A 26,383-nucleotide genomic window follows, 5' to 3' on the forward strand; every position below is an offset into this window, starting at 1 on the left:
CGCATAGCGGAAAGTTCCGTCGGATGCCAGTGCCTCGACAGCGACGCTGTGGCGTATTACATGAACAACACAGTTGAAAGCCGGCCGCGGACGAAGGACAATGCGCGCGCCGAGAGAGAAGGATGACGTGACGATGGCGACCGCTCCGAACGACGCGACCGAGCCGACGTTGGTGCTCACCCCGCCCGATCCGGTGCCCGAGGTGCGTGCCGAGAAGGCCGCCGGATTGGTACCGGTCGACGATACCAAGCGCAGCGAGCTGGAGCGGCGCGTCGATGCGTTCGTCGAGCAACTGATTGCCGAGGACGTCAACAGCCCCGAGTTCGGCAAGCGCGTCGATGCGATCACTGCGATGGGGCAGAAGGAGATACGCGACGCCGCCGGCCAGTCGAACCGCTTCCTCGATCGCCCGGTGCGCGCGATGGATCAGGAGGCCGGGGTCGGCAAGGATCTGGCCGAGTTGCGCCGCGTCGTCGAGGATCTCGATCCCGGCAAGCGCGGCAAGCTGACCGCGCCGCAGAAGCTGTTCGGGGTGATCCCGTTCGGCAACAAGGTGCGCAACTATTTCGACGGCTACAAATCCGCGCAGACGCATATCGCCTCGATCCTGAAGAGTCTGGGCAGCGGCAAGGACGAGCTGCTGATGGACAATGCCGCGATCGATACCGAGCGGGCCAATCTGTGGACCGCGATGGGGCGGCTGGAGCAGATGATCCACCTCTCGCGCACGATGGACGGGCGGCTGGAGGACAAGGCCAACGAGCTGGATCATAGCGACCCCGCCAAGGCCAAGGCGATCCGCGAGACCGCTTTGTTCTACGCGCGGCAGCGGACGCAGGACCTGCTGACGCAGATGGCGGTGACGGTGCAGGGCTATCTGGCGCTCGATCTGGTCAAGAAGAACAATGTCGAGCTGATCAAGGGCGTCGATCGCGCCAGCACGACGACGGTCGCCGCGCTGCGTACCGCGGTGACGGTGGCGCAGGCGCTGACCAACCAGAAACTGGTGCTGGAGCAGATCACGCAGCTCAACGCCACCACCGCGGGTCTGATCGATTCGACCGGTAACCTGCTGCGCCAGAACACCGCGCGCATCCATGAGCAGGCAGCGGCGTCGACGATCCCGCTGGAGACGCTGCAACGCGCGTTCCAGAACATCTATGACACGATGGACGCGATCGACACGTTCAAGCTGAAGGCGCTCGACACGATGAAGGTGACGGTCGACACGCTCGGCAACGAGGTCGAGAAGTCGCGCGGCTATATCGCGCGGGCCGAGGGCGCAACGCAGAACCGCGTCGCGGGTGGAGCGGAACAGTTCAAGCTGGAGTCGCTGTGACGGACGTCGATGACGCGATCGCAGTTGCGCAGGTCGCGCGTGAACGGCGGCGCGGCGGAACGGTGATCCCGCTCCAGCGCCGGCCGCGACGCGGGCGCGGCGGGCGGCGCAAGCGCGCGGCGGCGGTGGTGATCGGCGCGGCCGTGATCCTGATCGTCGCGACGTTGATGGGGCTTGGCGCGTTCGGGATGGTCGCGGTCGCGGCGCTGATCGCGGCAATGACGCTGCTGGTGCTGTTCGCCCCCGCGACCCCGGTGCCAACGCCCGAGCGGATCGTGAAGTCGGAAGTGAAGGCGGTGCCTGCGCAGGCGGCGCGCTGGCTGGACGCACGGCGCCCGGCGCTACCTGCGCCGGCAGCGGGGGTGCTGAACCAGCTCGACGCGCGGCTCGACACGTTGGGCGTGCAGGTGGCGGCGTTGGACGACGACAGTCCGCTGGCGGCGGAGTTGCGACGGCTGGTCGGCGAGCAATTGCCGGGCTTTGTCGCGGATTACACGCGTGTGCCCTCCGCGATGCGCAGCACGCCGCGCAACGGGATGACCCCCGACCAGCAACTGATCGAAGGGCTGGGCGTGATCGAGCGCGAGCTGGGCGACATCAGCGAGCGGCTCGCACAGGGCGATCTCGACGCGCTGGAAACGAAGCGGCGCTATTTGCAGGTCAAGTACGAGGAGGATGCGGCGTCGGAAGGGTGATCGTCCTTCGTCGTCACGGGCGCGACACGGCACCCCGCGCCTTCTGCTCGGTCCGACAAGAAGCGCGCCCCTGGACCACGTCCGGAGCGACGCCGTGAAGGATTGGCAGGCCCCTTGATCCGCGATCGCAGGGCTGTATGGATGGCGCTCCGGCGGGAACACCGTACCGGGCGCTTAGCTCAGCTGGTAGAGCGGCTCGTTTACACCGAGTAGGTCGGCGGTTCGAACCCGTCAGCGCCCACCATTCTCCTTACACGAATGGCAGCCGCGCCTCGGCCAGCGTCGCGACATAGCGGTGCATCGCGTCGCTCGCCTCCGGGGTCAGTGCGATGAAGGCGCGTCGTCCGTCTTCGGGATCGGGCGCACGCGCGAGCAGTCGCACGGCGGTAAGCTTGCCGATCCAGCGCAGCGCCGTGGTCGGGGCGACCGCAGCGGCAATGCACAGGCTCGACACCGACACGCGCGTCCCCTCAAGCTGCGCGGCGAAAAGATCGAGCAGCATGTCCCACGCCGGATCCTCGAACAGCCCCTCTCCGAAGAAGCGATCGCGCAAGCGGCGTGCACGCAGCACGTCGCGCACGGCGGTCGAGCTGATGTTGTCCGTCGACGCGGCCGGGGCGAAGGCGAGATGCCGGTCCTCGGCGCGTCCGCCCCCGTCACGATCCGTGATGCGCGTCAGCATTTCGGCGATCCGCGCCACCTCGGCGCTAAGCCGCGCCAGGTGGTCGCGCTCCTCGTCGGCGGCACGCACCGATCCGGGCGCGCGCGCGGCGGCGACCGCCAGCGTGCCGAGCCACTCGTGCTGATCGGGCGCGCAGAGTAACTGCACCGACTCGGCAGCGTCGCCGAGCGCCGCCATCACCAGATCGATCTGCGCGATGCTCATCGCGACGATGCAGCGCCACGCCTGCGCCTGCGCGAGCATACCGACGACCGCGACGACGTCATGCGCCAGTTCGTCTGAAGCACCCTCCAGATCGAGCACCGCGACCGGAACGGGGTCGGGCATCGCGACAAATGCCGCCGGAGCTTCCTGCAACGCGACATGTGCGCGCAGGTCACCGCCGATCAGCGCGATCGCCTCCTGCGCCGCGGCACCGCCGGACGCGTCCATCGACGCCAGCACGAACGAGGTCGTGCGGGCGCCAGCAAAACCGAACGGGGTCGCCATGACTCAGTCCAGCGCCTTGACGATATCCTCGACCATCTTCTTCGCGTCGGCCAGCAGCATCATGGTGTTGTCCCTGTAGAAAACGTCGTTGTCGACGCCAGCATAGCCGACCCCGCCCATCGAACGTTTCACGAACAGCACCGTTTTGGCCTTTTCGACGTCGAGCACCGGCATGCCGTAGATCGGCGAGGTCTTGTCGGTCTTCGCCGCCGGGTTGGTGACGTCGTTCGCACCGATCACGAACGCGACGTCGGTCTGTGCAAATTCGGAGTTGATGTCCTCCAGCTCGAACACCTCGTCGTAGGGGACGTTCGCTTCGGCCAGCAACACGTTCATATGCCCCGGCATACGCCCCGCGACCGGGTGGATGGCGTATTTGACGCGCACGCCCTCGGCCTTCAGCTTGTCGGCCATTTCGCGGAGCACATGCTGCGCCTGTGCGACGGCCATGCCATAGCCGGGAACGATGATGACCTGCTCGGCCTGCCCCATCAGGAAGGCGGCATCCTCGGCCGAGCCGCGCTTCCAGGGTCGATCCGTTTTGGTCGAATCTGCGCCGCCGCCGCCGGCGTCGGCGCCGAACCCGCCCGCGATCACGCTGACGAAGCTGCGGTTCATCGCGCGGCACATGATGTAGCTGAGGATCGCGCCCGACGAACCGACCAAAGCCCCGGTGATGATCATCGCGCTGTTGTGGAGGGTGAACCCCATCGCCGCGGCCGCCCAGCCCGAATAGCTGTTGAGCATCGACACCACGACCGGCATGTCCGCGCCGCCGATCGGGACGATCAGCAGGAAGCCGATGACGAAGCTGAGCCCGGTGATAGTCCAGAACACCCACGGGCTCTGGTCGAGCGTGAACCAGGCCACCAGCGCGATGATCGCGGCGAGCACGCCGAGGTTAATGACGTGGCGCGCGGGCAACAGGATCGGTTTGCCGCCCATGTTGCCGTTGAGTTTGAGAAAGGCGATCACCGAGCCCGAGAAGGTGATCGCGCCGATCGCTACCCCAAGCCCCATCTCGACACGGCTGACGGGGTTGATGAGCGCGACCGCGCCGTCGGGCGTGAGCACCGGCAACGCGATCCCGAACGCGACCGGGTTAAGGTACGCGGCGGCGGCGACCAGCACTGCGGCGAGCCCGACGAGGCTGTGGAAGGCGGCGACGAGCTGCGGCATCGCGGTCATCGCGATCCGCCGCGCGGTGGTCAGCCCGATCGCCGCGCCGAGGGCGATGGCGGCGACGATCTCGAACACCGCGAGGGTATCGATCGCCGGGAGCAGCGCTGCGTAATCTGCCCCCTCGACCAGCACGGTGATCGTCGGGACGTGCGTGACGAGCGTCGTCAGCACCGCGATGCCCATGCCGATCATGCCGAATCGATTGCCGCGCTGGCTGGTGGTCGGGCTCGACAGGCCACGCAACGCGAGGATGAAGCACACGCCCGCGACGAGGTACGCGAAGGCGACCCATGGATTGACGGCGTGTTGCACTAGGCTCTGCTCCCCCGGCCTTGTCGCCCCTGCGCAGGCGGGGGCCTATGTCTACTTGGGGGGCGATGCTCCCCCGGTACGTCGCCCCTGCAAAGGCAGGGGCCTATGTCTGTTTCTTCTCGCGAGCCGTTTGACACAGGGATCGCGCATCTGTGTCAGACCTTGGTCTTCCACTCCACAGCCATGGGCTCCTGCCTTCGCAGGGGCGACGGCCGCTAGTCGACGGTCAGTGTTTTACCACCGGCCGTTCCTTCTTCTTGTACATCGCCAGCATCCGCTGCGTGACCGCGAAGCCGCCGAAGATGTTGATGCTCGCCAGCACCACGGCGAGCAGCCCCAGCCATTTACCGCCAATGCTCCCGGCCGCCGCGCTGGCAATCAACGCGCCGACGATAATGACACTGGAGATTGCGTTGGTGACCGCCATCAACGGCGTGTGCAGCGCCGGCGTTACCGACCAGACGACATAATAGCCGACGAAACACGCCAGCACGAAGATCGACAGAATCGCGATAAAGTCCATGGATCGCTCCTTGCGGTCAGCGCTTCGTCAGCACGAGCTGCGCGAGCAGCCGCTGGATCGCGGCGGGATCGGCGCTGCGGCTTACCTTCAGCGTCAATGGCTGCGGAGTTCCCGACACCCAGATCGACAGGTCGGAGTCGAGATCGAACGTGCCCGCGCTCTCGACCGCGAAGCGCGTGATCGAGCGATAGGGCACGCTCTGGAACGCAACCTTCGATCCCGTCAGCCCCTGCACGTCGACCAGCACGAAGCGGTAGTTGGTCAGAAAGGCGGTGTCGCGCAGCGAGCGGAAGGCGGCGAGCACCTCCTCGCCCTCGATCAGCGCGTGGCCGAACCGCTCACGGATCTCGGCCGGCTCGACCTCGTGGCTTGAAAACAATCCCATCGCGCTCCCCTGCCTGCCAAGTCTAGTTACGCGCCGCGGCCGCAGTACGGTCGCGCAGCGCCACCATCTCGGCGAAGATCCGGTCACCCTCGGTGAAATGCTCGTTCCGGTCACGCTTCGCCTCGGCGGCCAGGAGCCGCGCCGCCTCGCGTTCGGCGCGCCGCCGCTGCGCGACCGTCCGCCCGCCTGGCGTGGGACGCGGCGAGGCGGTGGGCTGGCAGTCGTAGACGGTCTTGCGATCGTGCTTTTCGCGATCCGACACCGCGCGAGCATAGACGTCGGCCAGCTTCGTCCCCTTCAGCGACTGCGCGAAGGCAGCGTCGCGCGCGGCGTTCTGCATGCGATAGGCGTTGATGATATCCGGCTCGCAATGCGGCACGACGAACATCTGATACCGGTCAACGAGGTCGTAGAACGCCTGGCGATCGGCCTTGTCCGGCGCGGCAGTGGCCGCCGTCGCCAGCAGCAGTCCGACCAGCGCTGCCCAGCCGCGTCTCACGACAGCAGCCGCGCGTTCACGACCTTGCCGTCCCTGGTCAGCCGGACCGCGTCGCCGATCTCGGCATCGAGCACGGGGCGCGCCTGCTCCTTGTCCCAGAAGGTCGAGAGGAAATTGTAGAGGTTGCGCGAGAACAGCGCCGAAGCGTCGGCGGGCAGACGGCCCGCGACGTTGCGATGCCCGACGATCCTGACGCCGTGCCGCTCCACCACCTCGCCGGCGACCGCGCCCTCGACATTGCCACCCTGCTCGACGGCGAGGTCGACGACGACCGAGCCGGGACGCATCGACGCCAGTTGCGCATCGCTGACGAGCCGCGGCGCGGCGCGCCCGGGGATCAGCGCAGTGGTGATGACGATATCCTGCCTGGCGATGTGCGCCGACACCAGCTCGGCTTGTGCGGCCTGATATTCGGGCGACATCTCGCCGGCGTAGCCGCCGGACCCCTCGCCCTCGATCCCGGCGACGTTCTCGACGAAGATCGGCTTGGCGCCGAGCGACTGGATCTGCTCTTTCGTGGCGGAGCGGACGTCGGTGGCGGAGACCTGCGCACCGAGCCGCCGCGCGGTGGCGATCGCCTGCAACCCCGCGACGCCAACGCCCATCACGAACACGCGCGCGGCACTGACCGTGCCCGCCGCGGTCATCATCATCGGAAAGGCGCGGCCATATTCCGCGGCAGCGTCGAGCACCGCCTTGTAGCCCGCAAGGTTCGACTGCGACGACAGGATGTCCATCGACTGCGCGCGGGTGATGCGCGGCATGAACTCCATCGCCAACGCCTCCAGCCCGGCGGCGGCGTAGGCATCAACTCGCGCACGCTCCCCGAACGGATTGAGCCCCGCGACGACCCACGCGCCCGGCGCGACTCCGGTCAGTGCCGCCGGATCCGGCCCCTGCACACCCAGCACGATAGCGGCGCCGGACAGCGTCGCGGCGCGGTCGCTGATCGTGGCGCCGGCGGCGGCGTAATCGGCATCGGCAAACGACGCGGTCGCCCCTGCCCCCGCCTCGACCGCGAGCGTCGCTCCCAAAGCGATGAATTTTTTCACCGTTTCCGGCGTGGCGGCGACCCGGCGCTCGCCGGCTGCCTGCTCCCGAACGACCGCGATCTTCACCGCGCGGCTACGAGATGAGCCAGATGACGAGGAAGGCGAGCAGGAAACAGGCGACCGCGCCATATTTGAGCAGACCGATCATGCTCGTATACGTTGCCTCATGTGCCTTCAGATCGGCAGGTTCGGCCATGATGATCCTCTTCCTCTTGAACGGTTCGTGAGACAGTAGTTAAGCAATCAGCAACAGGCAATATGGTGGTAGCCCCATGACGGTCCGATTTAAGTCCCCCTTTACTCAAGGGCGCTAGGGCAGCATCGGACGAAACATGGGGCCCGGCCACAATATGACGCGCAACGGACAACGTCTGCTGATGCTGATCGACGCCGAAGCCGCGCAGCGGCGCGTCGTGACGACGATCGCCGCACGCGGCGGCTGGCGGACGATCATGGCCGAGGATGCGGCGAGCGCCTTGGCGACGCTGGCGACCGAGGACGGGATGCAGCTGGACGCGATCCTGCTCCACCACGCCGAGGCGGACGTCGAGCCCGCGCCCGTGATCGCCGAACTGCGCGCGTATCGCCCGCAACTGCCGATCCTGCTGCTGACCGCGCATGCCTCGGTCGCCAGCGCGGTTGAGGCGATGCGGGCAGGCGCCACCGATTATCTCAGCAAGCCGCTTGCCCCCGAGCGGTTGCTCCATGCGCTGGAAGCGGCGGTGGGTGCGACCGCCGGTGGCGAGCTGCGCCCGCTGACCGAGAAGATCCCGGCGATGCTCGGCTTCGACGAGATCGTCGGCACCGCGCCCGAATTCCGCGCCGCGCTGTCGATCGCCGCCAAGGCCGCGCGCGCGCGCGTCGCGGTGTTGATCGAGGGCGAAAGCGGCGTCGGCAAGGAAGTGGTCGCCGAGGCGATCCACGCCGCCTCGCCGCGCAACGCGCTGGAACGCGTCACGGTGAATTGCAGCGCGATCTCCGCCAATGCGATCGCCAGCGAATTGTTCGGGCACGAACCCGGTGCGTTTGCGGGGGCGTTCGAGCGGCGGCAGGGCCGCTTCGTCGCGGCGCACGGCGGCACGTTGTTCCTCGACGAGGTCGATTGCCTCCCGCTCGAGGCGCAGGCGCTGCTGATGCGCGTGCTCCAGAGCGGCGAGGTGCTGCCGCTGGGCGCACGGCATGCGCAGGCGGTCGACGTGCGCGTGATCGCCGCCACCAACAAGCGGCTGGCCGACGAGGTGGCGGCGGGGCGGTTCCGCGAGGACCTGTTCTTCCGGCTCAACGCGGTCACGGTGCCGATCCCGCCGCTGCGCGAGCGCGCCAGCGACATTCCCGCGCTCGCCCGCCATCTGCTCGAGCGGATCGCACGGCAGCCGGGGCTGCGACACCTGAACATCACCGACGACGCCCTTACCTTGCTGATGCTTTACGACTGGCCGGGCAACGTCCGGCAGTTGCAGAACGCGCTCTTCCGCGCCGCGGTGCTGTGCGAGGGCGACACGCTGACCCGCGCCGACTTCCCGCAGATCGCGGCGCTGGGCAGCCGCCCGGCCCCGCGTGTCCGCGGCGAGATGCCGGGCGTCGCACTGTTCGGTGCCGACGGCCACATGCGCCCGCTCGAGGAGATCGAATCGGACATCATCCGGCTGGCAATTGCGCATTATCGCGGCCGCATGACCGAGGTCGCGCGGCGGCTGGGGATCGGCCGATCGACGCTGTACCGCAAGCTCAACGAGCTGGGGATCGACACCGCCGCCTGACCGCGGCACGGTCGCGCGCATGACCTTGCCGTATGCCGATCGCGCCTATCTCGTCACGGGTGCCGCCTCCGGGATCGGCCTGGCCTGCGCGCAGCATCTCGCGGCCGGCGGTGCCGCGCGGCTCGTGCTCGCCGACCGCAATGCCGCGGCGCTGGCGCGCGTCGACCTCGGCTGCACGCTCGACCTGCTGCCCGGCGATGTCGCCGACGAAGCCATGTGGGACGAGGCGGCCGCGGTGCTGACCGGGATCGACGGCGCGGTGATCAATGCCGGCATCGCCGGGGCCGGTGCGATCCCCGCGCTGTCGTTCGCCGAGTGGCGGCGCATCCTTTCGGTCAACCTCGACGGCGCGTTCCTGACGCTGCGCGCCGCGATGCGCGCGATAGACGGGCGTGCGGGCGCGATCGTCGCGGTCGCCTCGGCGGCGGGAATCAAGGCCGAGCCGGGCGTCGCCGCTTATGGCGCATCGAAGGCAGGGCTGATCCAGCTCGTCAAGGTTGCGGCAAAGGAAGGCGCAGCCCAGCGACTGCGTGTCAACGCGATCGCGCCGGCCGGGGTGGAGACGCCGGTGTGGGAAGCTGTGCCGATGTTCGCTGACCGCGCCGCCGTCGTTGGGCGCGACGCGGCGTTCGCGGAACTGGCGTCGCTGGCGACGCCGCTGGGGCGCTACGCCAAGCCGGAGGAGGTCGCGGCGCAGATCGGATTTTTGCTGTCGGACGCCGCGGCGTTGATGACCGGCACGGTGCTGGTGAGTGACGGCGGGTACATGCTCTGATGTCGCCGCCCAGGATCAAGCCCAGGGACACGACCAGGAGATCACCACAATACCCCGGTCTTGTCCGCCACCATCGGCTCGGGCGCTTCGTCGCCGATCGCCTGCAGCAGATCGATCTCGATCGTGCGGCACATCGCGTTGAGCGGCAGATCGTGGACGGTATTCGCGAACGGATCGACCAGATCGTCGCCGATCGCCAGCACCGCGAGGAACATCAGCCCCGCCACCGTCGAGCCGAGTGGCGTCGCGAAACCCAGCGTCTCGACCAGCCCGATCGGGAGCAGGATGCAGAACAGGTGGGTGAAGATCGTCGGGAAGAAGCGATACTGGTTGGGCAGCGGCGTGTTCTTCAGCCGCTCCATCCCGCCCTGCGCGTTGGCGATGTCGATCAGCACGCCTTCCATCGACGTCTGCTGGATGGTGTCGATCCAGCCCTTCTCGCGCGCCTCGTTGATGCGGCGGCCGGTGCCGTCGACGATGCCGTTGGCGGTGTTGGTACGTGACAGTGCGAAGTCCGCCTCGCCGCGCGACAGGAAGCGCAGCACCTCGTCGTCGACCTTCTGCTTGCGCAACTGGCAACGCAGCGCGTTCACATAGGCGATCTGACGCAGCACAATCGTGCGCTTCATGTCCCGCGCTTCGGGATCGGGCAGGAAGTTGCGTGCCGCACGTGCCAGGTTGCGGCTGGCGTTGATCATCAGGCCCCACAGCGAGCGCCCTTCCCACCAGCGTTGATAGGCGGAATTGCTACGAAAGCCGAGGAACAGCGCCAGCGCTGAGCCGAACAGCGTCAGCGGCAATTCGGGTGCGTGGAACGGCAGGACGTAATAAGTGATCGTGACGATCACGTCCCAGACGAAGAGGATCACGAGCGGCTTCCAGACCTCGCGAACGATCTGGGTGAGACGGGGTACGGCGGTAACGATCATGCCCGGCTAACGCACATCATAGCGATCCGTGCCAGTGTCATTTCATTGCCGTCACGAGGTTGCCGAGAGCGCCTGATCGCGCAATCCCCGCCAGACGCGCAAAGCCTGCACCGATTCGGCGACGTCATGCACCCGCAGCAACTGCACTCCCGCCTGCGCACCCGCGAGCGCCAGCGCGACCGACCCGCCGAGCCGCGCCGCGACCGGCGCTTCGTTGTCGAGCGCGCCGATCAACCGCTTGCGGCTGGCGCCGAGCATGATCGGACAGCCGAGCCCGTGAAACAGCGCGAGGCCGTTCACCAGCGCGAGATTGTCGGCGAGCGACTTGCCGAAGCCAATCCCGGGATCAACCATGATCCGCGCGCGGTCCACCCCGGCCGCGACTACCGCATCGACGCGCGCCTCCAGCCAGTCGAAGACCTCGGTCACAACGTTGCGATAGGTCGGGCGACCGTGGCCGCCGGCTTTGGGGTCGGGCGAGTGCATCAGGATCACCGGCCCCCCGCCGCGCGCGACGATCTCCAGCGCGCGTTCGTCCCACAGCAGTGCCGATACGTCGTTGACGATCGCCGCACCGGCCGCCAGCGCCGCCTCGATCACCGCCGCCTTGCGGGTGTCGACCGACACCAGCGCCCCGGCGCGCGCAAGCCGCTCGACCACGGGCGCGACGCGGCGCGCCTCGTCCTCTTCCCACACCAGCGTGGCGCCGGGGCGGGTCGATTCGCCGCCGACGTCGATCACCGCCGCGCCCGCCGCCGCCATCGCCATCCCGGCCGACGCCGCGCCGGCCGGATCGTCGACATGCGCGCCGCCGTCGGAGAAGCTGTCGGGGGTGACGTTGAGGATCGCGGCGACCTGCGGCTGGTCGAAGCGCAAGATGCGCTCGCCGAACACCCACGGCGCGCGCGGCGCGGTGATGCGCGCGTGGAGCGTTGCGGCGCGCTCACCGAGGTGCGCGATGTCCGCGACGGGGACGATGCGGCGAGCGTTCGGCTCGATGACTTCGTAGGCCGCGAACCACTGCAGCCCACCCGCCAGCCGCGCGACATGGCCGTCGGGGTAAGCGAATGGCGCGTCGGTGAAATGGGTCGGGCGGAGGTGCATCGTGCTTACTCCCCCCTCCCTTTCAAGGGAGGGGTCGGGGGTGGGTGCGTGCTCGCGGTACGGTGATCGATCGCGCGCGGGAGCCGTATCACCAAGCCTCGACCCACCCCAACCCCTCCCTTGAAAGGGAGGGGCTTAAGTCCTGGATTATCGCCCCTGCGCAGGCAGGGGCCCATGGCTGATACGTCGTCGAGCGGCGGTCGCACATGAGTGTCGGCCGTGTGTCCACCCAACACGATCGATTATACAGACATAGGCTCCTTCCTTCGCAGGGGCGACCGTGGTTACGGCTGCGTCGCGAGCAGATACGTCTGCCGCAGTGCGTCGATCGGCTTGAGCGCGCCTTCGGCCTCGTAATGCCAGAAGGTCCAGCCGTTGCAGGCCGGCGCGCCCTGCACCGTCGAGCCGACCTTGTGGATCGAGCCGTTCGCGCCGCACGGGCTCGACAGCGAGCCGTCGGCGCGCACCATCGCCTGCCAGCGACGCCTGGTGTCGACCAGCATCGTGCCCGGTGCGAGATAGCCGTTCTCGACCAGCACCCCGAACGCGACCTTCGGCTGCGACTTGGGGCTCTGCATCGTCGCGAGCGCCGATTCGTCGAGCGGCAGCGCGGCGGCGATCCGCTCCTCGGCAGCGGCGATGTAATCACCCTCGCGCTCGATCCCCATCCAGCGGCGGCCGAGCCGCTTGGCGACCGCGCCGGTCGTGCCGGTGCCGAAGAATGGATCGAGCACCACGTCACCCGGCTTCGTGCAGGCGAGCAGGATGCGGTACAGCAGCGCCTCGGGCTTCTGGGTCGGGTGGACTTTCACCCCGTCCTTCTTCAAGCGCTCGCCGCCGCCGCAGATCGGGAATTCCCAGTCCGAGCGCATTTGAAGCTCGTCGTTCAGCGTCTTCATGCTGCGGTAGTTGAAGGTGTATTTCGCCTTCTCGCCCTTCGACGCCCAGATCAGCGTCTCGTGGGCGTTCGTGAAGCGCGTGCCGCGGAAGTTCGGCATCGGATTGGCCTTCCGCCACACGATGTCGTTGAGGATCCAGTAGCCGAGATCCTGCACCGCGGCGCCGACGCGGAAGATGTTGTGATAGCTGCCGATCACCCAGATCGTGCCGTCATCCTTGAGGATGCGGTGCGCCTCCGCCAGCCATGCGCGGGTAAAGGCGTCATAGTGCGCGAAGGTGTCGAACTTGTCCCAGTCGTCCGTGACCGCATCGACATGGCTGCCGTCGGGGCGGAACAGCTCGCCGCCGAGCTGGAGATTGTACGGCGGATCGGCGAAGATCATGTCGACCGACTTGGCCGGAAGGGCCTTCATCTGCGCGATGCAATCGCCGCGAAGGATCGAGTCGAGCGGCAGCACCGCCGGCGTCTCCACCACGGTGGTGCGACGCGCGCGCACGACCTTTTCCATGACCCCCATCGAATTTTTGCTCCCCGTCTTCGCGCCCCAAAGGGCGGGAAAGCGCGAGTCCGTCAAGAGTCGTGCGGCGAAGCGAGTCCGTGTTCCACTCGCTGTCAATGCGGAACAAGACGAGTCCGTTTCTATATGTTGAGTCATCACCGACTCAGCAGACTCAATCGGTGGTGGTGTGGCCGAAACGACTCAAAACGGCAAAATGCACTGCGCGACCGGTGCGAAGCTGCGGCGGTGGAGCGGCGAAGGCCCGTGCTCGCGCAACGCGGCGAGGTGTTGTGCGCTGCCATAGCCCTTGTTGGCGTGCCAGCCGTAGTGCGGATGTGATTCGGCGGCGGCAATCATGATCTGGTCGCGGGTGTGCTTGGCGACGATCGAGGCGGCGGCGATCGAACGGCTGTGCGCATCACCCGAGACGATCGCGGTCGCGGCATAGCCCCAGCGCGGCAAGCGGTTGCCGTCGACCAGCACATGGCCGGGCGCGCAGCCCAGCACCTCCGCCAGCCGGTCGACCGCGAGCGTCATCGCCTTCATCGTCGCCCAATAGATGTTGAGTGTGTCGATCTCGCCGGGCTCGACGATCCCGACGCCCAGCGCGGCGCAATCGGTGAGCCGCGCATAGAGCCGGGCGCGCTCGGCAGCGGAGAGCTTCTTCGAATCGTCGATCCCGCGCGGCACGCCCTTGGCGGGCAATACCAGCGCGCAGGCGACCACCGGCCCGGCAAGCGGTCCGCGGCCCGCCTCGTCGACCCCCGCGACCGGGGGCAGACAGGCGCGCTCGTGCTTCAGGCCCGGCATTCGCGCTCCCACACGTCGAACGACGCTTCGCCGAGCGCATGGCCCATCGGCCCGTGCCCCGCCCCCAGCCCCGGCGCGGCGAACAGCGCAGCGCGGACGTAGCGGATCGCTCGTTCGATCGCGGGCTCGAGCGTCAGCCCTGCTGCCAGCCCGGTCGTGATCGCGCTGGCGAGCGTGCAGCCGGTGCCGTGGCTGTGGCGCGTGTCGATGCGCGGGTTGGCCCATTCGGCAATCACGCCCTCGGCGCCGATCAACCGGTCGATCACTGTCTCGCCCGTGGCATGACCGCCCTTGACCAGCACCGGCGCGCCGATCGTCGCGGCATAGTCGCGCGCGGCGCGCTCGACGTCGGAAGCATCGAGCTGCTCACGTTCGACCAGCGCCGCCAGTTCGGGAAGGTTGGGCGTGACGAGCGTGCTCATCCGCGCGAGCCGCGCGAAGCCGGCGATCGTGGCCGGATCGGCGAGTTGCGCACCGCTGGTCGCGACCATCACCGGGTCGAGGACGATCGGCGCGTCGTACAGTCCGCTCGCCAGTTCGTCGGCGACGGCGGAAGCGATCGCCGCGCCGCCGAGCATCCCGATCTTGACGGCATCGACGCCGATATCCTCGACCACGCACATCATCTGCCGCCGCACCATTTCGGGTGACAGCGCCACGACCGCCTCGACGCCCAGCGTGTTCTGCGCGGTGACTGCCGTGATCGCGGTCATCGCATGGCCACCGAGCATCGTCACGGTCTTCAGATCGGCCTGTATCCCCGCACCGCCGCCCGAATCGGAACCGGCGACGATCAGGACGCGCGCGATCGTCATGCGCGGAAATGCCGCTCGGTCGCGGCGGGATATTTCTTCAGCGTCTTGCCGACGCGCGCCGGGCGGTCGAGCAATTCGCCGCCGCAATTCGGACAGGTCTCATCCAGCGCGTCGGCGCATTCGGCGCAGAAGGTGCATTCCATCGAGCAGATGAACGCGCCGCCTTCGTCGGCCGGGAGGTTCACGCCGCAGCGTTCGCAATCGGGTCGCATGTCGAGCATGGCAGGCGTTTAGCGTGCCTGCTGGTGGCCGTCACCCCGTTGGCCCACGAACTCCCCCATCGTCGTTGCGAGCGTAGCGAAGCAATCCAGGACCACCCCCGGACGCTCTGGATTGCTTCGCTACGCTCGCAATGACGGCGGAGAAATCAGTCCACGAACGCTCGCTCGATCACGAACTGCCCCGGGTTCGCGTTCGAGCCCTCGGTGAGCCCGAGATGTTCGAGCATCGAGGCGATCTCGCGGATCATCGCGGTCGAGCCGCACAGCATCACCCGGTCGTTCTCGGGATCGAAGCGCGGCTCGCCGTCCAGCCCCTCGAACAGCCGACCGCTCTCGATCAGCGCCGGGATGCGGCCGGTGGTGTGGAAATCCTCGCGCGTGACCGCGGGCACGTAATGGAAGCGCGTCGCCGCCTCGTCCGCCACCAGCGGATCGTCGGCCAGCCGCGCGCTGAGTTCGTCGTAGAACGCCAGATCGTTGACGCGGCGCACGCCGTGAACGACCACGACCTGGTCGAAGCGCTCGTACACGTCCGGGTCGCGCGCGACGCTGAGGAACGGCGCGAGCCCGGTGCCCGTCGACAGCAGGAACAGCCGCTTGCCGCCAAGCAACGCGTCGAGCACCAGCGTGCCGGTCGGCTTCTTGCCGAGATAGACCTGATCGCCCGGCTCCACCGCCTGCAACCGCTCGGTCAGCGGGCCGCCGGGCACCTTGATCGACAGGAATTCCAGCTCTTCCGCCCACGCCGGGCTGGCAATCGAATAGGCGCGCATCACCGGCTTGGCGGGCTTGTCGTCGGTCCCGCCCTCACCCGGCAGACCGATCATCACGAACTCGCCGGAGCGGAAGCGGAACGACGCCGGGCGCTCGACCGCGAAGCTGAACAGATGCTCGTTCCAGTGGCGCACCCATTTGACCGCCACGCTGTTGAAGGCGGTCGATTCAGGGATAAGCACTGGCGCACGCAGGTCGGTCATCGGCGATCCGGTCTGATATGAGGATGTCTTGCGAATGGCGCGCATTATGGTGCGGCGCAGGAAGGGTCAACCATAGCTGGGCTTGGGTACGGGCAAGCGTCGGGTCAGTCTCGCTGGACAAGCGGCGCCTGAACGAAGCGCAGCGCTACCCATTCGGCCGCGCTCGCGAGATCTTCAGCGATCCGCAGTGCGTCACCGTCGCCGACCAGCGTGGCGGCGATCCGGCGCACCGCCGTGCCGTCACCGTCCAGCGCGGCGGCGAACATCGCCAGCATCGTCGCCTCGGCCTCCGTGACATGCTCCGCCCCCGGCATTCCGAACCGCAGCCACCGCAACGCCTGTGCGTCGAGCAGCGCCATCAGCTTCGTGAAGTCCGGCAGCGCCGCCATCACCCCGCGCCAGCCGAACCCCGGCGCGAGCGCCGCGCATGGGCAACGTCCGGCACGCGCCGCAACCGTCCATTGCCGCATCGCCCCGGTCAGGAAATGGAAATGCTCGTCGAGGTTGGGCGGCAGTCGGTCGAGGAAGCGGTACATGGAACATCTCGATTTGCGATTGCCTCGCAATAGCTGACCTGGAACACATCGTCAACGCACCCTTTCGCCGTGCCTCGACCGCGCCCATATTACCGCGCATGGCGATCCAGATCCGAACCAACCTTGCCGAGCCCGAGACCGACGCGGGGTTCGTCCCGCACCGCCCCGCCCGTCCGCAGAAGGTCGAAGGCGGCAAGACGTTCAAACTGGTCAGCGAGTACGCGCCGTCGGGTGACCAGCCGACCGCGATCCGCGAACTGGTCGACACCGCGCGCGCGGGCGAGAAGGATCAGGTGCTGCTCGGCGTCACCGGCTCGGGAAAGACCTTCACGATGGCCAAGGTGATCGAGGAAATGCAGCGCCCGGCGCTGATCCTGGCGCCAAACAAGATCCTTGCGGCGCAGCTCTACGGCGAGTTCAAGTCATTCTTCCCGGAGAATGCGGTCGAATATTTCGTCAGCTACTACGATTACTATCAGCCCGAGGCGTATGTCCCGCGCTCCGACACCTACATCGAGAAAGAGTCGAGCATCAACGAGTCGATCGACCGGATGCGCCACTCCGCGACGCGGTCGCTGCTCGAACGTGACGACGTGATCATCGTCGCCTCCGTATCGTGCCTGTACGGCATCGGCTCGGTCGAGACCTATTCGGCGATGATCTTCGACCTGAAAAAAGGCCAGAGCGTCGATCAGCGCGAGATCGTCCGCAAGCTGGTCGCGCTGCAGTACAAACGCAACGACGCCGCGTTTCAGCGCGGCAACTTCCGCGTTAAGGGCGATAATCTCGAAATCTTCCCGTCGCACTATGAGGACAGCGCGTGGCGCGTGTCGTTCTTCGGCGACGAGATCGAGGACATCGTCGAATTCGATCCGCTGACGGGCAAGAAGTCGGCGAGCCTCAACTCGATCCGCATCTACGCCAATTCGCACTATGTCACGCCCGGCCCGACGATGAAGCAGGCGACCGAGGCGATCAAACATGAGCTGTCGGAACGGCTCAAGGAACTGGAGATCGAGGGCAAGTTGCTGGAGCGCCAGCGGCTGGAACAGCGCACCAACTTCGATCTCGAGATGATCGCCGCGACCGGCAGCTGCAACGGCATCGAGAATTACAGCCGCTTCCTGACCGGCCGCCTGCCCGGCGAGCCGCCGCCGACGCTGTTCGAATACCTTCCCGAGAACGCGTTGCTGTTCGTCGACGAGAGTCACCAGACGATCGGCCAGATCAACGGCATGTCGCGCGGCGATCACCGTCGCAAGATCACGCTGGCCGAATATGGTTTTCGGCTGCCTTCAGCAATCGACAACCGCCCGCTGCGCTTCAACGAATGGGATGCGATGCGTCCGCAGACCGTCTGCGTCTCGGCGACGCCCGGCACGTGGGAGATGGAGCAGGCCGGCGGCGTCTTCGCCGAACAGGTGATCCGCCCGACCGGGCTGATCGATCCCCCGATCGAGATCAAGCCGGTCGAGGAGCAAGTGCAGGACCTGATCGTCGAATGCGGCAAGACCACCGCGCTCGGTTATCGCACGCTCGTCACCACGCTGACCAAGCGGATGGCAGAGGATCTGACCGAGTATATGCACGAGGCGGGGATCAAGGTCCGCTACATGCATTCCGACGTCGAGACGCTGGAGCGGATCGAACTGATCCGCGACCTGCGACTGGGCGTGTACGACGTGCTGATCGGCATCAACCTGCTGCGCGAGGGGCTCGATATTCCCGAATGCGGGCTGGTCGCGATTCTCGATGCCGACAAGGAAGGCTTCCTGCGCTCTGAGACCTCGCTGATCCAGACGATCGGGCGCGCGGCGCGCAACGTCGACGGGCGCGTCATCCTCTATGCCGACCGGATAACCGGCAGCATGGAGCGCGCGATGAACGAGACCGCGCGCCGCCGCGAGAAGCAGGAGGCGTACAATCTGGAGCACGGCATCACCCCGACGACGATCCGCCGCAGCATCGGCGACATCATTGCGCATGTCGCGTCGAAGGACCAGGTGACGGTCGAGATCGACGAGGACCGGCCACACATGGTCGGCCACAATCTGCGCGCGTACATCGAGGAGCTGGAGAAAAAGATGCGCAAGGCGGCGTCCGATCTCGAGTTCGAGGAAGCCGGGCGGCTGCGCGACGAAATCCGCGCGCTGGAGCAGGAGGAGCTGGGGCTGCCGGTCGAGCAGCAGAAGCTGCCGATGATGGGGCGCAGCAACGAAGGCAAGCCGGGCACGCGCAAGACGCGCTTCGGGAAGACGCAGCGGAAGTTCGGGAAACGATAGCGCCTCCTGCTACCATCACTCGCCGTTCGTGCTGTCACCCCGGCCGAGGCCGGGGTCCAGTTGCGGGATATTCGAGGAGGAAGCGCAACGGACGTCCCGCTGCAATGCGGCCGCCTCACGTAGCTGAATTTCGGCCTCTGCCGGGGTGATGGGTGAGGATAGGGGTGACGGTGAAACACCGACGCCCATCACTCCCGGTTCAGCCACCCGTCCCTATATCCCGCACCATGTACGCGCAGCCTTCCCGCGAACGGATCGGTCCGGCCATCGCCGCCGCCGCGGTAAGCGCGGCGCTCGGCTGGGTGTTGTTCGCCGGGCTCGCCGGCGCGCCGCTCGCGCAGCGTGTCGAGGACGGGCTAGCGGTGTTCCGCGTCGCGCCCCCGCCGCCACCGCCCGTTCGGGTCGTGTCCAAGCGGACGCATACCTCACGCCTCTCGGGCCGTGCAGCGCCACCTAACATCCGCTCGCATGCTACGCAGGTCGCCGCGCCGACGCCGATCGTCGTGGTGCCGCTACCCCCGCCGCCGATCACCGTCGCGCTGAAGCCGTTTGCGGGCGACGCGGCGACGCAGGGTGCGACCAGCAAGGTCGGCCCGGGCACCGGCGCGGGTGGGGTCGGCGACGGGACCGGTAGCGGCGGCTGGGGTGAAGGCGATGGTGGACCGGGCGACGAGACGCCGCCGGTCTGGAAGCGCGGCCGCCTGAACGACGCCGACTATCCGCGCGACATTGGCGACGCGGGATTTCAGGGCACCGTAGCCGTGAAGTTCCTCGTCTGGAGCGACGGCCGGGTGCGCGACTGTCAGGTGACGAAGAGCAGCGGCAATGCGACGCTCGACGCGACCACCTGCCGACTGATCCAGCGCCGCTTCCGCTACGACCCGTCGCGCAACGCAGAGGGCCGCGCGGTGCCGGCGTGGATCGTCGAGAACCACGAATGGATTATCGTGCCCGAGCCGACGGCGGGCCCGTGAGGGCGGTCGTCCCGGACTTCATTCGGAGCCGCGCTTCTTCTGTCACTACCGCCACGGGAGTGCCCCGGCTCAGGGCCGGGGCGACAAACGACTACCGACGATCTTCGGCAGGCTCCGCATCGGTCGTCTGTGGCGGCGTGCTGTCGCCCTTCTCAGGCGCATCCGGGTCGGTCAGCAGTTCCTCGACTGCTTCCTGCACATCGTTTTCCTTGCGCTCGCTCATCGCTAAGCTCCTTATGCGACGTTCAGATTCTCGCCCTGCACCTGATAGTAACTGGCGACGCGATCGGCATAAGCCTGATCGAAGATCGGCGCGTTGTTCGCCCAGCTCGGGCCGCCCTCAAGCAGGCGGCGGTCGATCGTTACGACGTACCGGTCGCGCACCGGATCGAACTGCAAGAGCGAGAATGGCAAAGGATAATAGCTTTTGCCCATGCCGAGGAAACCGCCGAGGCTGAGCACTGCATGCGTCGCGCGCCCGGTCGACTTGTGGACCATGAATGCCTGCACGGTCCCGAGGTGGTCGCCGTCGCGCGTGTCGACCTTCATCGTATCGCTGAGAGTGGACTGCACCAGGATCTGGGTCGGCGCGTCTTCGGCCATGAGGGAATTCTCCTATGTTAAGCGGTCTCGCGCGGTGAACCGTCATCCGGGCGCGGCGGTTCCGGGCGCGGCGGTTGAGCCGGCCGCGGTGATCCGTCATAGCGTCGCGGGTGACCCGCTTTCTCTCCTCGCTTCCGCTCGCACTGCTCGTGCTGGCAAGTGCCGCCTGCGTCCCGCGCGCCGTGCCACCCGCACCGGTCGCGCCACCACCGTCCGCGGCGCCCGCGCCGGCGCTGCTCCCTGCCCCGGCACCGGCCGCCGACTGGCAGGACTGGCCATGGACGCAGGGTGCGTGGCGCTACGTCCGCGACGCCGCCGGTACCCGTGCCAGCTATGGCGTGATCGGGCAGACGCCCGCGGTCGAGCTGCGCTGCGACCGCGCCGCGCGCGCACTGCTGCTCTCGCGGCCAGGCAGCGACGCGACGCCGTTCACGATCCGCACCAGCGCGAGGACACGGAGCGTTGCGACGCAGCTCGCCGCGGGAGCGGTGCCGCAGATTGTGGCGCGCTTCGCACCCGACGACCGGCTGCTCGATGCGATGGCGTTCACGCGCGGGCGGTTCACCGTCGAACAACCGGGCTCGACGCCGCTGGTGCTGCCGCCGTGGGCGGAGGTGGGTCGCGTGATCGAGGATTGCCGCGGCTGATCCGGTGTCCGGGCGCGAAGTCGTAGATGTTTGCCCAGAACGCGACGTATTACAAGGCTTGTATCGTAACGCCTTCCCCCTCACATTGTGGATGCGGCTGACGCGGTCGCAACTGTTATCAACCAGCGAAAGGAGGTGATCCGATGTCTCATGGTTCAGCAATGGGGTCGGTTCAGTTCGTTCGGGAGATGCGCTTCTAGGCATCGCCGGCCCGCCGCGGGAGGATCCATCCTCTCTTCAACGTAGCGGGACAGGTGGTGCCTGGAGGCCAACATGGTCTCCCGGGCTGGAGCTCTCCGGCCGCTGACCATGTCAAGGGGTTGTCGGGCGTCCGTTTACGGACGTTCGGCAACCTCTTCTCATATCTGGCGGAGGCTGGATCGCAGGCGCTAGGCCCACGCACCGTCGCCCCTGCGCAGACAGCGGGCCTATGTCTCCAGTGTGTGGCAGACCATCTGACACGGTTCAGTCGGTCGCAGATGCCGTCCTCACGCCAAACGATACAGGCTCTTGCCTTCGCAGGAGCGCCGACAACGATCATCATACCACAAAGGTTATTGATACTCACTCGCACTGGCGATAGAGGCTCCTCCATCAAAAGGGGTCCTCATGTCCGTCCGTCATACCAGCAGCTTCCTCACCCTCGCCGCCCTGCTCGCCGCCACATCGGCCATCGCGCAGCAGCGTAGCGAGGCGGCCACGCCCGACGACGTGATCGTCACCGGCCGGCAGGCACCCGACCTCGCCAGCGCCGGGACGAAGTCGGCACTGCCGCTCGCCGAAACCGCACAGTCGATCACCGTCGTCACCGGCGACCAGATCGAGGCGCTCGGGCTCCAGAATCTGAATCAAGCGCTGCGCTTCGTCGCGGGCGTGACTCCCGAGACGCGCGGATCGAGTGCCGAGGTCTACGACCAGTTCAAGCTGCGCGGCTTCGACGCGCCGGTGTTCCTTGACGGGCTGAAGCAGTTCGGCAGCACCACCGGCTATGCGATCCCGCAGGTCGACGTCTCGCGACTGGCGCGCTTTGAAATTCTCAAAGGTCCGGCGTCCACGCTCTACGGCCAGTCGAGCCCCGGCGGCCTGATCGCGCAGTCGAGCAAGCTGCCGGTCGACCTGCCCCGCTACGGCTCGGTTGCGGGCACGTACGGCGAGTATAACCTCTACCGCGTCGACGCCGATCTCGGCGGTGCGGCGGGCAGCGATGTGCTGTGGCGCGTCTATGGCAGCGCGAACGGCAGCGACACGCAGCAGCGCTTTGCCAAGCGCGAACGGCAGACCGTGTCGGGCGCGGTGACGATCGGCAACGGGTCGCGCACCACCTTCACCCTGCTCGGCACCTATTCGCACGATCCGCATAACGGCGCGTATGGCGTCTTCCCGGCGCTCGGCACGCTGGTCGACAATCCCAACGGCAAGCTATCGACGCGCTTCGACGGGGGCGAGGCGGGCAACCGCTACCAGCGCGAGCAAGCGGCGGGCACGTACATCTTCACGCACGATTTCGGCGGTGGGTGGCGCTTCCGCTCGTCGGGCCGTTACCAGAACGTCACCGCGCAGCTCGGGCTGGTCTATGTCAGCGGCGCGCCGGTGGCCGGCAGCACGCGCGTCTACAACCGCGCCAGCTATGCGACCGATGAGGAGCTGAACAACTGGACCTACGACAACCAGCTCGCCGGCGTCGTGCGCACCGGCCCGGTCACGCACCGGCTGTTGTTCGGCGTCGACCGGCAGGTCGCGCATTCGACCGAGACCTATCAGTTCGGCGGCGCTACCCCGCTCGACGTCTATGATCCGATCTATGGCACGATGATAGTGCCACGCACTCCGGCGCAGGTGCCGAACGGCTTCGGCGTAGACACCATCGACGCACGGCTGCGTCAGCAGGGCATCTACGCACAGGACCAGATCGAGCTGGGCGCGCTGCGCGTCACGGTCGGCGGCCGGCAGGACTGGGCATGGGGGCAGCAGGACGGCGGCACCCCGAAGAAGGACGACAAGTTCACGTGGCGCGCCGCGGCGCTCTACACCCTGCCCTTCGGCCTTGCGCCCTATGTCAGCTATTCGACCTCGTTCGAGCCGCAATCGGCGACGGTGCGGCGCGGTGACGGCTCGCTCGGGATCGCCGACCCGTCGTTCGGCAAGCAGATCGAGGCGGGCGCGAAGTTCAGCGTGCCCGGCACGCCGATCCTGCTGTCGGGCGCGTGGTTCCGCATCGACCAGACCAACGTCGTCACCTCGACCCCCGACTTCTCGATCTCGCGTCAGACCGGTGAGGTCCGCTCGACCGGTGTCGAGTTCGAGGGCAGCGCACCGCTCGGCCTCGGCTTCACCGCGCGTGCCGCGTACAGCCGGCAGCGCGTCCGCGTGACCAGCGACCCGCAGGACCCGTCGCGGGTCGGGCGCGGGCTGGAGACGGTCGGGCGCGGCGGTGCGTCGCTAATCCTCGACTGGGCCCCCGAGCGCGGCTCGTTCCACGGGCTCGCGCTGGGCGGCGCGGTGCGGCATGTCGACGAGGTCTATGCCGGCGTCTACACGCCGCCCGAGAACCCCGCCGCCGCCGCGCCGCTCAACAGCCCGTCCTACACCGTCTATGACGCGTGGGCACGGTTCGATCTCGAGCGGCTGAGCCCGTCGCTCAAGGGGCTGACCGCCTCGGTCAATGCCTCCAACCTGTTCGACAAGACTTACATCACCTCGTGCTTCGCCAATTATGCGTGGTGCTGGTACGGCAATCGCCGCGTCGTACAGGGGACGATCGCCTATCGCTTCTGATCGCGATCAACGCGATCGCGGTGAACCTCTGATCGTCCCCACCCGTTCGCGCCGGGATACCGGGAGATTTGTGACATGGACGATCAGGGCACCACGCGCCGTACGATATTGGGCGGCGCAGCCGCGGCCGGACTGACCTTCGGCGGCGCGGCCAGCGCAGCGGCACAGGCGGGGGCGGCTCCCGCCGCTCCGGTGCCGCTGCGCGATCCGCGCAGCAAATACACCAGCCAGCCCTTTCCCGAGCAGCATCAGCCCTGGCCAGCGCTGCAGGGCAAGATGACGCCGCGCCCCGACAGTGGCGAGACCAGCTACCGCGGCTCGGGCCGGCTGACCGGACGCAAGGCGCTGGTGACCGGCGGCGACAGCGGGATCGGCCGCGCTGCCGCGATCGCCTTCGCGCGCGAGGGCGCAGACGTCGCGATCAATTACTATCCGAGCGAGGAGCCCGACGCGCGCGAGGTCAAGGCGCTGATCGAACAGGCCGGGCGCAAGGCGGTACTGCTCCCCGCCGACATCCGCACCGAGAAGGCCTGCACGAAGCTGGTCGCCGATGCAGTACGCCAGCTCGGTGGGCTCGACCTGCTCGTCAACAACGCCGCCTATCAGCAGAGCAAGGCCGACATCTCCGAGATCAGCGACGAACAGATGGTCCGCACCTTCGAGACCAATATCTTCGCGATGTTCCGCATCTGCAAGGCGGCGATCCCGTCGATGCCGCCAGGCGCGGTCATCATCAACACCGGCTCGGTCAACAGCTATGATCCCGGTGAGGAATTGCTCGACTATGCCAGCACCAAGGGCGCGATCCTGATCTTCACCAAGGGGCTGGCCAAGCAGCTGGCCAAGAAGGGCATCCGCGTCAACATGGTTGCGCCCGGCCCGATCTGGACACCGTTGCAGGTCGCGGGCGGGCAGTTGCCGGGCAAGATGGGCGAATTCGGGCAGGACACGCCGCTGGGCCGCGCCGGCCAGCCTGCCGAACTGGCCCCGCTCTACGTCGCGCTCGCGGAGGACGGCACCAGCTTCTCGACCGGCACCGCCGTGGGCGCGCATGGCGGCAAGGGGAATCCCTGACGGCCGCCACTTTCGTCAATCCCGCGAAGGCAGGAATCCAGACCCGCAAGTCCGCCGATAGAGCCGCGACGTCAGAGGTTCTGGATCCCCGCCTTCGCGAAACCCCTGCAAAACTCCCCTTCTTGTACCCCGGCGAAGGCCGGGGCCCAGGTGGGGGAGGTTTGTAACCAGCTGAAACACCTTGCCAACTGGACCCCGGCCTTCGCCGGGGTACGGCGTGCAAGGGGCATGGTCCTGCGCTTTCGCAGAAGCCCCGCATGCGCGAGACCTCTGCGAAAGTAGCTGACAGGTGTGAATGGATGTGATTCGATGGCGCCGGTAAGGAGCGGTCGGGTTATGGATCAGCACGGGTTTGCGGAAGCGTTTTTGCCGGCGGGTTTTGGTCGCAACGCGCGGCTGGAGCGTATTGCGTCGCTGATCGACTGGGCGCCGCTGGAGGCGTTGGTGCGGCGGGTGCGGCCTGGCACGACCGGTCGGCCTCCGTACCGGGCGCTGGCCATGTTGCGCGCGCTTCTGCTCCAGCAATGGTACGGGTTCCGATCCCGGACTGGAGGAAGCGCTATCCGACCGCGTGTCGTTCCGGCGGTTCTGCGGACTGGCGCTGGAGGAGCCGACGCCGGATGAGACGACCTTGTGCCGGTTCCGGCTGGCGCTGGTGGCGGCAGGGCTGGGTGATGCCCTGTTCGCCGAGGTATCGCGCCAGCTCGATGCGGCGGGCTTCATGGTCAAGGCGGGCACGCTGGTCGACGCATCGCTGGTGGAGGCTGCCGTGCGCCGGCCGGCGGACGGCTCCAGCCCCAAAGGCCAGGAAAGCCGTTCGCCGCATGACCCCGACGCCAACTGGACGCGCGCGGGGCGCGGCAGGACGCTTTTCTTCGGCTACAAGGTGCATGTCGGCGTGGACCAGGGATCGGGCATCATCCGCAGCCGCGCGGTGACGCCGGCCAAGGTCTATGAAAGCGAGGTCGCCGACGACCTCTTGATGGGCGACGAGAGAAGCTTCTACGCTGACAAGGCCTATGAGAAGCAGGCTCGGCGCGAGGCACTCAAGGCACGAGGCATCAAGGACCGCATCCAGCACCGCCGCGTGCGCGGCCAACCCGTGCTGCCTCGCTGGCAGACCGTCCGCAACACGCTCATTGGTCGCGTGCGGACCGCCGTCGAGCGCACCTTCAGCGAGTTGAAGCGTGGACCTTACGGCTTTGTCCGCATGCGCTACCGCGGCCTGCCACGCTGTTGCCTGCACTTCGACCTGACCATCATCGCCTATAACCTGCGACGGGCCGCCGGCTGATCGTCCTCGCCCACCCATCAAGGTCCGGCGACACCGACCGCTGTCAACGCCGCAAAAGCTGCCCCACCACCTGCCGACAGCGGCAGGACTGGCTCATCTCTTCTATCACACCAGCCTCAACGCCTTTCGCAGAAGTCTCGCATGCGCGGGGATCATGCGCGGGGATGACGGCGCTGGTTGTACGGTCGGCTCGAGCGAATCAACCTCACTGACCCAGATCAGAACGCAGCTTTTCCACGGAACGCCGTT

At 67.4% G+C, this 26,383-nt stretch carries 27 protein-coding genes and 1 tRNA gene; 11 read left to right on the top strand and 17 right to left on the bottom strand.

Annotated elements, in window-relative coordinates; all coding sequences use genetic code 11:
- Positions 1-133 precede the first annotated feature (133 nt).
- The 3 genes from BACI71_RS13320 to BACI71_RS13330 all read left to right on the top strand — a co-directional run bounded on the left by BACI71_RS13320 (position 134) and on the right by BACI71_RS13330 (position 2,278).
- Complete coding sequence (locus BACI71_RS13320) at positions 134-1,339, top strand: toxic anion resistance protein (RefSeq protein WP_159759370.1); 1,206 nt, start codon at positions 134-136, stop codon at positions 1,337-1,339.
- Positions 1,336-2,034: a hypothetical protein gene (locus BACI71_RS13325; RefSeq protein ID WP_159759372.1), complete on the top strand. Its 699-nt coding sequence runs from the start codon at positions 1,336-1,338 to the stop codon at positions 2,032-2,034. Before BACI71_RS13320 ends, BACI71_RS13325 begins: the two co-directional genes overlap by 4 nt.
- Before the next feature lie 168 nt (positions 2,035-2,202).
- Positions 2,203-2,278: transfer RNA gene (locus BACI71_RS13330), tRNA-Val, on the top strand.
- Between the two features lie 6 nt (positions 2,279-2,284).
- On the opposite strand, the gene BACI71_RS13335 is transcribed toward BACI71_RS13330, so the two are convergent.
- From BACI71_RS13335 to BACI71_RS13365, 7 genes are all read right to left on the bottom strand, one after another.
- Positions 2,285-3,205: a winged helix DNA-binding protein gene (locus tag BACI71_RS13335; RefSeq protein WP_159759374.1), complete on the bottom strand. Its 921-nt coding sequence runs from the start codon at positions 3,203-3,205 to the stop codon at positions 2,285-2,287.
- A gap of 3 nt (positions 3,206-3,208) precedes the next feature.
- Complete coding sequence (locus BACI71_RS13340) at positions 3,209-4,699, bottom strand: NAD(P)(+) transhydrogenase (Re/Si-specific) subunit beta (protein WP_159759376.1); 1,491 nt, start codon at positions 4,697-4,699, stop codon at positions 3,209-3,211.
- A gap of 226 nt (positions 4,700-4,925) precedes the next feature.
- Complete coding sequence (locus BACI71_RS13345; protein WP_159759378.1) at positions 4,926-5,222, bottom strand: NAD(P) transhydrogenase subunit alpha; 297 nt, start codon at positions 5,220-5,222, stop codon at positions 4,926-4,928.
- 16 nt (positions 5,223-5,238) lie between these two features.
- Positions 5,239-5,607: a PH domain-containing protein gene (locus BACI71_RS13350; RefSeq protein ID WP_159759380.1), complete on the bottom strand. Its 369-nt coding sequence runs from the start codon at positions 5,605-5,607 to the stop codon at positions 5,239-5,241.
- 22 nt (positions 5,608-5,629) lie between these two features.
- Positions 5,630-6,106, bottom strand: a complete 477-nt coding sequence (locus tag BACI71_RS13355; RefSeq protein ID WP_159759382.1) for a hypothetical protein — start codon at positions 6,104-6,106, stop codon at positions 5,630-5,632.
- Positions 6,103-7,224: an NAD(P) transhydrogenase subunit alpha gene (locus BACI71_RS13360; RefSeq protein ID WP_159759384.1), complete on the bottom strand. Its 1,122-nt coding sequence runs from the start codon at positions 7,222-7,224 to the stop codon at positions 6,103-6,105. Before BACI71_RS13360 ends, BACI71_RS13355 begins: the two co-directional genes overlap by 4 nt.
- Before the next feature lie 7 nt (positions 7,225-7,231).
- The gene (locus BACI71_RS13365; protein WP_159759386.1) at positions 7,232-7,354 is read right to left on the bottom strand and encodes an aa3-type cytochrome c oxidase subunit IV; all 123 of its coding nucleotides are present in this window, start codon (positions 7,352-7,354) and stop codon (positions 7,232-7,234) included.
- Positions 7,355-7,508: 154 nt separating this feature from the next.
- Here BACI71_RS13365 and BACI71_RS13370 point away from each other — a divergent pair, with 154 nt between their 5' ends.
- A complete protein-coding gene (locus tag BACI71_RS13370) occupies positions 7,509-8,918 on the top strand; it encodes a sigma-54-dependent transcriptional regulator (RefSeq protein WP_159759388.1) in 1,410 nt (469 codons plus the stop codon).
- 19 nt (positions 8,919-8,937) lie between these two features.
- The gene (locus tag BACI71_RS13375) at positions 8,938-9,693 is read left to right on the top strand and encodes an SDR family NAD(P)-dependent oxidoreductase (RefSeq protein WP_159759390.1); all 756 of its coding nucleotides are present in this window, start codon (positions 8,938-8,940) and stop codon (positions 9,691-9,693) included.
- 41 nt (positions 9,694-9,734) lie between these two features.
- On the opposite strand, the gene BACI71_RS13380 is transcribed toward BACI71_RS13375, so the two are convergent.
- From BACI71_RS13380 to BACI71_RS13415, 8 genes are all read right to left on the bottom strand, one after another.
- On the bottom strand, positions 9,735-10,622 hold the full coding sequence (locus BACI71_RS13380; protein ID WP_159759392.1) for a bestrophin family protein: 888 nt from the start codon (positions 10,620-10,622) through the stop codon (positions 9,735-9,737).
- Between the two features lie 51 nt (positions 10,623-10,673).
- Complete coding sequence (gene folP, locus BACI71_RS13385) at positions 10,674-11,726, bottom strand: dihydropteroate synthase (RefSeq protein WP_159759394.1); 1,053 nt, start codon at positions 11,724-11,726, stop codon at positions 10,674-10,676.
- A 284-nt stretch (positions 11,727-12,010) separates the two neighbouring features.
- Complete coding sequence (locus BACI71_RS13390; RefSeq protein ID WP_159759396.1) at positions 12,011-13,144, bottom strand: site-specific DNA-methyltransferase; 1,134 nt, start codon at positions 13,142-13,144, stop codon at positions 12,011-12,013.
- A gap of 183 nt (positions 13,145-13,327) precedes the next feature.
- The gene (locus tag BACI71_RS13395) at positions 13,328-13,936 is read right to left on the bottom strand and encodes a ribonuclease HII (protein WP_028965549.1); all 609 of its coding nucleotides are present in this window, start codon (positions 13,934-13,936) and stop codon (positions 13,328-13,330) included.
- Positions 13,924-14,751 carry a bifunctional hydroxymethylpyrimidine kinase/phosphomethylpyrimidine kinase gene (gene thiD, locus BACI71_RS13400; protein ID WP_159759398.1) on the bottom strand — a complete coding sequence of 276 codons (828 nt, stop codon included), beginning with the start codon at positions 14,749-14,751 and terminating at the stop codon, positions 13,924-13,926. The genes BACI71_RS13395 and thiD overlap by 13 nt, the downstream gene beginning before the upstream one ends.
- On the bottom strand, positions 14,748-14,972 hold the full coding sequence (locus BACI71_RS13405) for a DUF1272 domain-containing protein (RefSeq protein ID WP_159759400.1): 225 nt from the start codon (positions 14,970-14,972) through the stop codon (positions 14,748-14,750). The genes thiD and BACI71_RS13405 overlap by 4 nt, the downstream gene beginning before the upstream one ends.
- A gap of 146 nt (positions 14,973-15,118) precedes the next feature.
- Positions 15,119-15,949 (bottom strand): ferredoxin--NADP reductase, encoded by an 831-nt coding sequence (locus BACI71_RS13410; RefSeq protein ID WP_159759402.1) that lies wholly within the window; start codon positions 15,947-15,949, stop codon positions 15,119-15,121.
- A 104-nt stretch (positions 15,950-16,053) separates the two neighbouring features.
- Positions 16,054-16,485: a hypothetical protein gene (locus BACI71_RS13415; protein ID WP_159759404.1), complete on the bottom strand. Its 432-nt coding sequence runs from the start codon at positions 16,483-16,485 to the stop codon at positions 16,054-16,056.
- A gap of 98 nt (positions 16,486-16,583) precedes the next feature.
- On the opposite strand from BACI71_RS13415, the gene uvrB reads away from it, so the two are divergent.
- Entirely contained in the window at positions 16,584-18,767 is a 2,184-nt protein-coding gene (uvrB, locus tag BACI71_RS13420) for an excinuclease ABC subunit UvrB (RefSeq protein ID WP_159759406.1), read from the top strand.
- Between the two features lie 227 nt (positions 18,768-18,994).
- The gene (locus BACI71_RS18080) at positions 18,995-19,741 is read left to right on the top strand and encodes an energy transducer TonB (RefSeq protein ID WP_159759408.1); all 747 of its coding nucleotides are present in this window, start codon (positions 18,995-18,997) and stop codon (positions 19,739-19,741) included.
- Positions 19,742-19,832: 91 nt separating this feature from the next.
- Here the strand turns inward: BACI71_RS18080 and BACI71_RS18085 are convergent, their stop codons facing one another.
- A complete protein-coding gene (locus tag BACI71_RS18085) occupies positions 19,833-19,964 on the bottom strand; it encodes a hypothetical protein (protein WP_268894066.1) in 132 nt (43 codons plus the stop codon).
- Between the two features lie 11 nt (positions 19,965-19,975).
- Positions 19,976-20,344 (bottom strand): PRC-barrel domain-containing protein, encoded by a 369-nt coding sequence (locus BACI71_RS13430; RefSeq protein WP_159759410.1) that lies wholly within the window; start codon positions 20,342-20,344, stop codon positions 19,976-19,978.
- Positions 20,345-20,454: 110 nt separating this feature from the next.
- Between BACI71_RS13430 and BACI71_RS13435 the strand changes: the two genes are divergently transcribed.
- From BACI71_RS13435 to BACI71_RS13450, 4 genes are all read left to right on the top strand, one after another.
- Positions 20,455-20,991, top strand: a complete 537-nt coding sequence (locus BACI71_RS13435; RefSeq protein WP_159759412.1) for a hypothetical protein — start codon at positions 20,455-20,457, stop codon at positions 20,989-20,991.
- A gap of 609 nt (positions 20,992-21,600) precedes the next feature.
- Positions 21,601-23,766, top strand: a complete 2,166-nt coding sequence (locus BACI71_RS13440; protein ID WP_159759414.1) for a TonB-dependent siderophore receptor — start codon at positions 21,601-21,603, stop codon at positions 23,764-23,766.
- 75 nt (positions 23,767-23,841) lie between these two features.
- Positions 23,842-24,840 carry an SDR family oxidoreductase gene (locus BACI71_RS13445; RefSeq protein WP_159759416.1) on the top strand — a complete coding sequence of 333 codons (999 nt, stop codon included), beginning with the start codon at positions 23,842-23,844 and terminating at the stop codon, positions 24,838-24,840.
- A 460-nt stretch (positions 24,841-25,300) separates the two neighbouring features.
- Positions 25,301-26,134, top strand: a complete 834-nt coding sequence (locus BACI71_RS13450; protein WP_268894078.1) for an IS5 family transposase — start codon at positions 25,301-25,303, stop codon at positions 26,132-26,134.
- Positions 26,135-26,383: the final 249 nt, after the last annotated feature.

The sequence above is a fragment of the Sphingomonas sp. 8AM genome (genome assembly GCF_902506455.1).
Classification (GTDB): Bacteria; Pseudomonadota; Alphaproteobacteria; order Sphingomonadales; family Sphingomonadaceae; genus Sphingomonas.

Excerpts from the sequence above, each read along its gene's own strand:
- BACI71_RS13320 (WP_159759370.1), top strand. The coding sequence starts at position 134 with ATGGCGACCGCTCCGAACGACGCGACCGAGCCGACGTTGGTGCTCACC.
- BACI71_RS13335 (WP_159759374.1), bottom strand. The coding sequence starts at position 3,205 with ATGGCGACCCCGTTCGGTTTTGCTGGCGCCCGCACGACCTCGTTCGTG.
- BACI71_RS13345 (WP_159759378.1), bottom strand. The coding sequence starts at position 5,222 with ATGGACTTTATCGCGATTCTGTCGATCTTCGTGCTGGCGTGTTTCGTC.
- BACI71_RS13350 (WP_159759380.1), bottom strand. The coding sequence starts at position 5,607 with ATGGGATTGTTTTCAAGCCACGAGGTCGAGCCGGCCGAGATCCGTGAG.
- BACI71_RS13365 (WP_159759386.1), bottom strand. The coding sequence starts at position 7,354 with ATGGCCGAACCTGCCGATCTGAAGGCACATGAGGCAACGTATACGAGC.
- BACI71_RS13370 (WP_159759388.1), top strand. The coding sequence starts at position 7,509 with ATGACGCGCAACGGACAACGTCTGCTGATGCTGATCGACGCCGAAGCC.
- BACI71_RS13375 (WP_159759390.1), top strand. The coding sequence starts at position 8,938 with ATGACCTTGCCGTATGCCGATCGCGCCTATCTCGTCACGGGTGCCGCC.
- BACI71_RS13380 (WP_159759392.1), bottom strand. The coding sequence starts at position 10,622 with ATGATCGTTACCGCCGTACCCCGTCTCACCCAGATCGTTCGCGAGGTC.
- folP (WP_159759394.1), bottom strand. The coding sequence starts at position 11,726 with ATGCACCTCCGCCCGACCCATTTCACCGACGCGCCATTCGCTTACCCC.
- BACI71_RS13390 (WP_159759396.1), bottom strand. The coding sequence starts at position 13,144 with ATGGGGGTCATGGAAAAGGTCGTGCGCGCGCGTCGCACCACCGTGGTG.
- BACI71_RS13395 (WP_028965549.1), bottom strand. The coding sequence starts at position 13,936 with ATGCCGGGCCTGAAGCACGAGCGCGCCTGTCTGCCCCCGGTCGCGGGG.
- thiD (WP_159759398.1), bottom strand. The coding sequence starts at position 14,751 with ATGACGATCGCGCGCGTCCTGATCGTCGCCGGTTCCGATTCGGGCGGC.
- BACI71_RS13405 (WP_159759400.1), bottom strand. The coding sequence starts at position 14,972 with ATGCTCGACATGCGACCCGATTGCGAACGCTGCGGCGTGAACCTCCCG.
- BACI71_RS13410 (WP_159759402.1), bottom strand. The coding sequence starts at position 15,949 with ATGACCGACCTGCGTGCGCCAGTGCTTATCCCTGAATCGACCGCCTTC.
- BACI71_RS13415 (WP_159759404.1), bottom strand. The coding sequence starts at position 16,485 with ATGTACCGCTTCCTCGACCGACTGCCGCCCAACCTCGACGAGCATTTC.
- uvrB (WP_159759406.1), top strand. The coding sequence starts at position 16,584 with ATGGCGATCCAGATCCGAACCAACCTTGCCGAGCCCGAGACCGACGCG.
- BACI71_RS18080 (WP_159759408.1), top strand. The coding sequence starts at position 18,995 with ATGTACGCGCAGCCTTCCCGCGAACGGATCGGTCCGGCCATCGCCGCC.
- BACI71_RS18085 (WP_268894066.1), bottom strand. The coding sequence starts at position 19,964 with ATGAGCGAGCGCAAGGAAAACGATGTGCAGGAAGCAGTCGAGGAACTG.
- BACI71_RS13430 (WP_159759410.1), bottom strand. The coding sequence starts at position 20,344 with ATGGCCGAAGACGCGCCGACCCAGATCCTGGTGCAGTCCACTCTCAGC.
- BACI71_RS13440 (WP_159759414.1), top strand. The coding sequence starts at position 21,601 with ATGTCCGTCCGTCATACCAGCAGCTTCCTCACCCTCGCCGCCCTGCTC.
- BACI71_RS13445 (WP_159759416.1), top strand. The coding sequence starts at position 23,842 with ATGGACGATCAGGGCACCACGCGCCGTACGATATTGGGCGGCGCAGCC.